This is a genomic window from Anaplasma phagocytophilum, from assembly GCF_023476575.1.
Classification (GTDB): Bacteria; Pseudomonadota; Alphaproteobacteria; order Rickettsiales; family Anaplasmataceae; genus Anaplasma; species Anaplasma phagocytophilum_A.
Genome location: NZ_JAHLEX010000028.1, coordinates 1 through 8,351 on the forward strand (window position 1 = coordinate 1; position 8,351 = coordinate 8,351).

At 36.1% G+C, this 8,351-nt stretch carries 1 protein-coding gene; it reads left to right on the forward strand.

Annotation, left to right across the window (positions count from 1 at the left end; genetic code table 11):
- Positions 1–1,177: 1,177 nt before the first annotated feature.
- Positions 1,178–8,351 (forward strand): hypothetical protein (locus tag KPX09_RS02305; RefSeq protein WP_249548778.1); only part of this gene is annotated, 7,174 nt, incomplete at its 3' end.

Below are 8,351 nucleotides of genomic sequence, written 5' to 3' on the forward strand. Positions count from 1 at the left end.
GAGGTGTATAGTAAGATCTGGGGCAGCGCTTCAATTACTGTATAAGTGAGTGTTTCACCATTTTAATAGTTGCAGAGCTCTTTATTCATACTATTTTTAAATTACTATCTTACTTTTTATCAATAGTATAGTTATTATGATAAATCGACGTATCTATATTGTTATAGGCAAGTTCATAGTAAGCGATGCCTTTAGAGGAATTATAATGTTTTCTTCATAATAGCAACATTACGAGCTGAAGATTTACCCTGTTCTTTTAATCGTTATAAGAAGCTCTTAATCTATTTCTTTTAAATCCTTTATTTTTGTACTTGATTTTAGATCGAATATGTAAATACTCTTGTGGCTCTTAGCCAGGGTTTTAACATATAAGATACTAAGAGAAATTTATTTAAGCTTATGAAGTCCACCCTAATAATATTCCTCAGTATTTTCAACAGAAAAACTGTTGCATAAAGAAAAAACTCACAATCTTATACGTGTCATGCAATAATATATCAGTAACATAAAAATTTATCTACATTCTTTTAAAAGCATAAAACAAATGTGGCTCATAACCTGTAACAGCGGTGATAATAATTTTATTAATTTTTATTTAAAACTATTTTAAAATTAATTTTTCTGTGCTAAACTAAAGCATAAGTTATTAGGATCTTTCGAGTAATGACAGCTATAATGTCAGTTTTTATAAGATGCCTCCTGATAAAGCCTAAAAAGAATTTTTATATCCATATAATTTGTTAAATGCATTACTAATGTATATCTTAAAAGCAATGGTAATTTTTTAAACACAGCGATTATGTAAGGTAGTCGAGGATTTTTTAGGGTATTCGTTTTCTTTGATCGTGTAAGTGTTGTGAGTAAGTTCAGATAATTTATAAGTTAGGAAATAGTAAAAGGGTATGTAATACAGCGCGAGATCGGGATGTTTCTTAAGTTAAATCAGAAATTAAAGAAGATCTCACTTGGGCTATCAAAGCGTAGGTATCTCTTTTAGTATTTTCTGATAGTTAAAAAAGTAGTTAAGAAACTATAAAAATTCTAGCATATATGGCTCAGTTTTTCTAGATATATGAAGATAACTAGGCAGTATACGGTTTTTAAGATCTTAGCACTCTTGTGCTTTATTCTCTGAGGGCCCCTTTAATTTAATATTATTAAAGAATATTGGTTTTATATGAATAATCTTAAGGAAGATAAAAGAGAAGTTGCGTTCTCTCAGCTTGGAAAAAAGACGCGTTTGTCATCAAGGCAGTTATTATATGTTGTAACATCCATTGTACTTTCGTTAGTAGCAACTTTGGTAGCAATTCTACTTCACACGCAATACGGATTTCCCTTGATGGGATTGAGTATTCTAAGTGTTGCTGTCATGCAAGGTACGTTTGTTTCTTATGTGACTATAGACGCTTTAGCTACAAGGTATATTAACTCTAAAATTTTTCTTCCTATGGTTACTGTTGCTGCTATAGTCGCATTTGCAGTGATGTTTCAATACGGGTTACCAGCTGCACTTACGGAATTAGGACTAAATAGTATTGCAGTATCAGTTCTCTTAGCTACATGTTTGTCTCATACATTGCTGAAGTCGTTAGCTATAAAGATATCCTCTAAGATTGAGGAGAGGTCTTTAAAGAGTATAGAAACAGCGCAGGAAAATTCACAGGGTATAAAAAATAGTCAAGAAAAGGCTGCCAATGCTGGGAAACCTCGGGTTATACTAGAGGCGGCAGATATTGCTCGTGAAGCTCAAGGAGAGCAAAGTGCAGAGGCAGGTGTTTTCTTGCATGAAGGTAGAAAAATTCTGCGGGTAAAAGGGGGTGACAAAGCTTCCGATGCAGGCGCATTAAAGTCAACTGCAGGTCCTGCTGAAGATACAACACAAGTAATTCCGTCAGGAAATAATACATCTTCTATCGAAAAACATCCTAAACCAAATCCTGCTAGGAAGCAAAATCAAAGAGCTTCAGTAAAAGAAAGTCATGCTTCTCTGCCCACAGCAACTCCTGCAAAAGTATCTGTAGACGATACGCGACAAGGCACTCAAAAAGTTAACAGCTCGCAAGTTTCTGTGCAAGATAAGAGAGTAATACAAAAGGGAAATGCTAGTAATTCCGGAAAAAATGGATTAATAAAAGCAATTCATAGGATTCCTCAAATCAATACAGTGGTAGAGCATGACGTTAGTGCTATTACTTCTTCGGATATAATGAATAATGTTATTAAATCTATTAGATTTGGGAATGATGGTTATTATGGCGGTAGCGGGCGACTTATAGAGGTCTTACATAAGGGTAATGGCGCTACTACAGAAGATAAAATGCATGTATTCATTAATTTTGATAGTACGCCATGGGCTAAGCGTATATGTGCAGATACGGAAGTTTTTGATGATATTAGACGAGGGATTCGGAAAAAGGATATTGTGGAAGAAGTAGTAAAAGAGGGTTTTACTAACTTGTATTATGATGGTTATAGAGATAAATTTTGTGTAGGGCAATCGCGAAAGTTTCCAGTAAATAAAATTATCGTATACATAGGGGGTACTCAGGAGGACGCGGCAAAGAAAGTTAAAGCTCACGCACCGCTTGCTCACAATGAGCTATTCCTACAGTTTAAATGTGACAATTTAAAAAGTAGTGATTATCAAATAGGGCTAAAAAAGGTATTGGAATTAACCAGTAGCGCGTGCAATGTAGAGCTATGCACATATATACCAACGGCAGAAATAAACAACAGAATCGTCGCGAAAATGTTAGATGTGAATCAGGTACAGGAGAACGATTTATGGAGTAGCCTGTGTAAGCAATACCTGAAATATAGCGCAGGATTGTGTAGCAACAGCGGTACAACCCTTGGCTCTGAGAGGGGATTAAAAAAGTATATTGCTAGAAATATTGATAAGGTTTCCGCGCTGCTAAATAGTGGGATACTACCGAAAAAAAGTAGGATTTGTGCCCAAAAAATATTGGATACTATAAACGACAGAAGTATTGATGATCTCGATTCTACTACCCTTGACCCTACTGTTGAAGAAAGTTGCGTGCTTACGCAATTCTGCGCAGTATATTCTCATGGAAATGAATTATTTAATGATTTAAGCCTTCGGGATCGTCAAGCGTTAGTACAGCAATTCTTGGCAGATGGTTCTTTCAGGGCTGCGTTGATAAATCACGCCCTGCATGCCATGTTCAAATTTGTGCAATCGGAGAAAGACCGTGTACATTATAACATGCAAGATATAGAAGAAAAGATGCCTTATTTATGTAGGCAAATACCTGGTTTGGCAGTAATTGCTTTTCAGGTAGTATCTGCTGTTATAAAAGGGGAAGTGCGAAGAAAAAAAGCTAGCTCTGTACGCAAAACTAAAAATGTAAATCATGAGTCTGTAGAATCATTGCTATTTAGGATAGCAAATATCAATCTACCAGATAATACCATTATTGAGAAGACAAAAGAAGATATAGGTAATGAAATATCCCCATATAATTGTGGAATATCCTCATCTAATTTAAGTTTCTTTCTTAATAATATTATGTCTTCGTCTAATTTTAAGAGGTATGAAGATTTACCAATAGGTATGCAGATACAGAAGTGCTTATGTTCAAATGATCCTGAAGTAATAAAAAAACTGGCAACGGCGGTTATTTTAACTGATCTTCAAGGAGGGCATGTTATTGATACTTCCCTGTATGCTTCGTTTAAGCAGAGATGTAATACTCAAGAAATTGGAATATTAGACCACATTATTCATCCGCGAGATATTAAGAAATTTTTATTTTTGCAGAATGCATTAAAGCCAGAAGTAGTTGACGTTACTCATTCAGTTATTAATTCTCAAGGTGAGTGTATATTGCATGGGCTAGAACATGATTATGACCCACCTTCGCCGCCAATGCCTCCAAAACCTACATCTAGAATGAGAGATGTATTTCACAAATGTGCGTCCTGGATGGGTATAGGGTTATTAAATGGGAGTGATAATAAGCCGGGTTACGAAACTTTATCGAAAAGTCGTAATAGCATATTAAAAAGGATTGATGCTATAGAACCTAAAGGATTATGGGAAAATAAGGAAGTAGATGTAAACGGCCTGTCTAACGCTTCTAATAGGCAAGTTGTCTTATCACTTTATGTTAAGACAAAAAGTGATGTTGTTGTTGATCAAAAATTTATTGAGTGTTTAGATATGGCGCGGAGGAACACCGATGGTGTTCCTGTATTATTATCAAGACAAGGACAATTTGTAGATTTTGCTATTAATGGGAAAGAGTTTTCCGTTATTTCCGATAATGGTGTACTCAATGCTCAGATGGTTGCAGGGTACGGTAATGACATTCGCGTCATTGATTCTGTTTCAGACAATGTTATGCATCTTGTGTTAAAGTCCTCTATCCCTCATGATGTGAGGATATGTGAGGATAATTGTGATATATACGTCAATCCTACTAAAGGGAGCGATGCCGTATTGGTATGTGACGCAGAGGCGTGTTTATCTACTAGTAGTCTGCTTAGAGTTATGCTTTCTGACAATATTAAGTCAGAGGGTGGAAGTCTTCCATTTAAATTATATTCTCATTATTGCGAAGACACTATGCAGGTAGATGCTATTAATAATTTTGCCTTGTTTTCTTCTTATAAAAGTGCTGCTAGGGATATGGGTATTTTATCTAAACCAATAGCAGAAGTGTTAAATGGAGAAGTTGTTACCTCTGATAGAGGTACGTCTTTAGGTTTTCTGTCTATGATTTTCGGACTTTTATATACAGGGAATGACCTGGCGCCTGAATCTATCGCTCAACTCCATCACTCATACTGTATTCAAGAAGTAGAGGCGAATTTATTAAAGCATTTTTTCTCAGACATACGTTTTCGTGATCTCGTTATATCATCAGCATTCTTGCAAATTGCTGAAGCTATATCGGCGCATGGTGATGACAGGGCGCAAAGCCATGTGGATTTTCCAATATTGCTTAAACAAATGCCTGTATCACTAGAGATTTTCAAGGTAATAGCGGCATCTGCTAGGGGGCAAGAGTTATCGTATGAAGACGAACAATACATTGAAGCTTCTGTATGTAATAGCATTTTACTTGCTGCCGGAAAAGAAAACGCTGTTTTGGAAGAAAATGTAGGTTTTATAGAAAAAGCGTGCCGTCAAACTCAAGATTTCAATGAAGTTCTCTATGCATATCTTCTAAATAGGAAGAGCTTTCTGGGGATAGCTGCAGGTGAGCGCAAGGATAATCTAGAAATGATAAAAGATGTATCCCAGAGAGCACGCTCTCCGGATTCTGAAGTAAGAAATGCTATATTTGGTGCTTTGCAATCTGTTGATTACACTGAACTTGACTCTTCTTTGCTCTCAAAAGCCATGTCATTAGCATGCGCAGATTACTTCCGACGTTTTATGCTTCAAACATTTATTCCTAATGAAAGAACCGATAATTGCGTCAACTTATACGACGTTAAACAAGGCTTTTACAATGCTTTTCAGAGTTTTAAATGTAGTAGAAGTGATCTGATAGCTTCGGGATTTTTTACAGAATATATGCCTAAATACATAAAAATTAGATATCCCTTGGTGGTTAATAATTGTATAGGCGTATATCACGCTAATGGACCATTCTATAAACAATATACAGTTACTCCAAGAAATATTGATAGCGAGTCTATTGCTGCATTACCTGTTATAGAAGACAAAGTTAGATCTGGTATTGAAAACGTTGTATCTGGAAAAGGTCATGTTGGTTTGCGAGCTTTTTTGGGCAATCAAGTATTCGAAGCAATATCTAAAGATGAGATTGCTGCAAGAAGAGAATATGTAAATGAGCTACTTGAAAGGTATTTCGATGCGGGAATCGAAGATGGTGCAAGAGAGCAGATTATAGAGCAATTGCTTGGCATAGGGTCTCTAAATCTGGTTAAGCAGTGTTTGCTAGATAAGCGTAAAGCTATTGTAGATCAAGATCCTGAAGAACGAGCAAAGTACCAATCAGCTATAGATTACTGTACTCAAGTTTTGGAAACTGCATATGTAAATAATCTGGTTGAAAAGTATATATATGCAAGTGGTGACGATGAAGCAAGAGAGCAGATTGTAAAAGCACTAGACGCTATCAACGCTCTAGATCTAGCGAAGACGTGTCTAGTAAAAAAGAGTGCAGCTGTAGAAGATAAAGATTCTAGAAGCGTAGCGCTGATTCAGGAGGCTCAGAATAGTCTTAAGTTAGCTGGCAAAGCTCTAGACCTTAGAACTGCACTTATAAAACATAAAGCTGAGCAGTATTTGGATGCAGGAGTTGGGAGTGATGAAGGAAAACTACTTATAACAAAAATATTAGGTATGAAGGCTCTACGGCCAGCTAGGCAGCATCTATTCGAGAAGTATGAAGCTATAAAAGGTAAGGATCTACGAGCAGAACAGCGAATTGAGGAAGCTATACGTTTTCTGGATGTAGAAGTAATTCCTGTGTATATAGGGGAACTAGCGGAGAATTATCTAGATGTAAGAGGTCGAGGTGCTGAGGGAAAGCGACTTGTAAAAGAAATGTGCAATATAGAGGGTATACGTCCGTCTATAAAGTATCTCTTTGAGAAGTATGAAGATATAAAAGGTAGAAATCTTCATGAAGAACAGCGAATAAAAGCCGCTATAAGTTCTCTGAATGTTGTTATAAGAGGTATAGATGCGCGGGGTCTAGATGAGGGAGATGAAAATCAAAAAGTTGAAAGAGAAGAGGTTATAGACGAGCTATATGCTTCAGGTGCTATAGAGCATGCAACTATAAAAGATCGATGTTCTCAGAGAGAAGATCAAGAAGACGTTATAGACTCTTTTACTGCTGCAAATGAGCTGACTTCCCTAAGAAAAGAAGCAAAGTATGTAAGTGAGCTAGCTGAAAAGTATATAGATGCAATAGGCAAAGATGCCGATTGTGAAAATATAGTAAAAGAGCTAGATACTAAAGGTGCTATAGATATGGCTAAAAAGTATCTTAGGGTAAAGTATGCAACTGTAACAGATTCTCAAAAGGATCGCCTTCAGGAAGCGATAGATAACTTGAATACAGTTACTGAAGCTATGGAAAGGAGAGCTGCACGTGCTCAAAGGCTAATGGGAAGATATTTATCTCATGAAGCGACAGTTGAAGAAGAGATGAAAACGCTACTTAAACAGTACATCGATGCAAGAGGTAGGAATGTTGAAAGAAGTCGGATTGTAGTAGAGTTACTTTCTATAGATGCTCTAGATATGGCTATGCAGTGTCTTAGGGAAGGATATGAAAATGAAAGAGGTGCGGGTTCTCAAAGAGAATCGCAGCTTTTAGAAGCTCTAGACACTCTGGCTGCAGAAAAGAAACACCAAGAATATTTGAGAGCGTTAGACAAAAAAAATGCGCGTTTTAAAGAACTGCTTGAGGAATATATAAATGCAAGAGGTAAAGATGTTGAACGAAAAGAGATTTTAAAAAGGCTAGAATCTCTAGAATTTAAGGAAGGAATAAATATTATCTCTAATCTAAATCAAGAATATCACAATATCAAAATCAAAGGTAAAGATTCTAAAAGAGCAGAGCTGCTTAAAGAAATTATAGATTCCCTAGAACGGAGTATTAATCTCAAGCAAGTAGAGAATTTGATTGAAAGGTATATAGTGGCTGTAGTGGGTAAAGATAATGTACTACGTGCAGACATTGTACATAATCTACATAGGAAGGATTCTGTAGATCTGGCCATGAGGCGTTTCTCTGAAATGCGGGATGCAGCCACAGAAGATCAAACTAGGGAGCAGCTTCAAAAAGTCATAGAAACTCTAACACAAGATTGTGCAGATTATGCTAAAAAAAATGCGCGTTTTAAAGAACTGCTTGAGGAATATATAAATGCAAGAGGTAAAGATGTTGAACGAAAAGAGATTTTAAAAACGCTAGAATCTCTAGAATTTAAGGAAGTAATAAATATTATCTTTAATCTAAATCAAGAATATCACAATATCAAAGGTAAAGATTCTAAAAGAGCAGAGCTGCTTAAAGAAATTATAGATTCCCTAAAACCGAGTATTAATCTCAAGAAAGTAGAGAATTTGATTGAAATGTATATAGTGGCTGTAGTGGGTAAAGATAATGTACTACGTGCAGACATTGTACATAATCTACATAGGAAGGATTCTGTAGATCTGGCCATGAGGCGTTTCTCTGAAATGCGGGATGCAGCCACAGAAGATCAAACTAGGGAGCAGCTTCAAAAAGTCATAGAAACTCTAACACAAGATTGTGCAGATTATGCTAAAAAAAATGCGCGTTTTAAAGAACTGCTTGAGGAATATATAAATGCAAGAGGTAAAGATG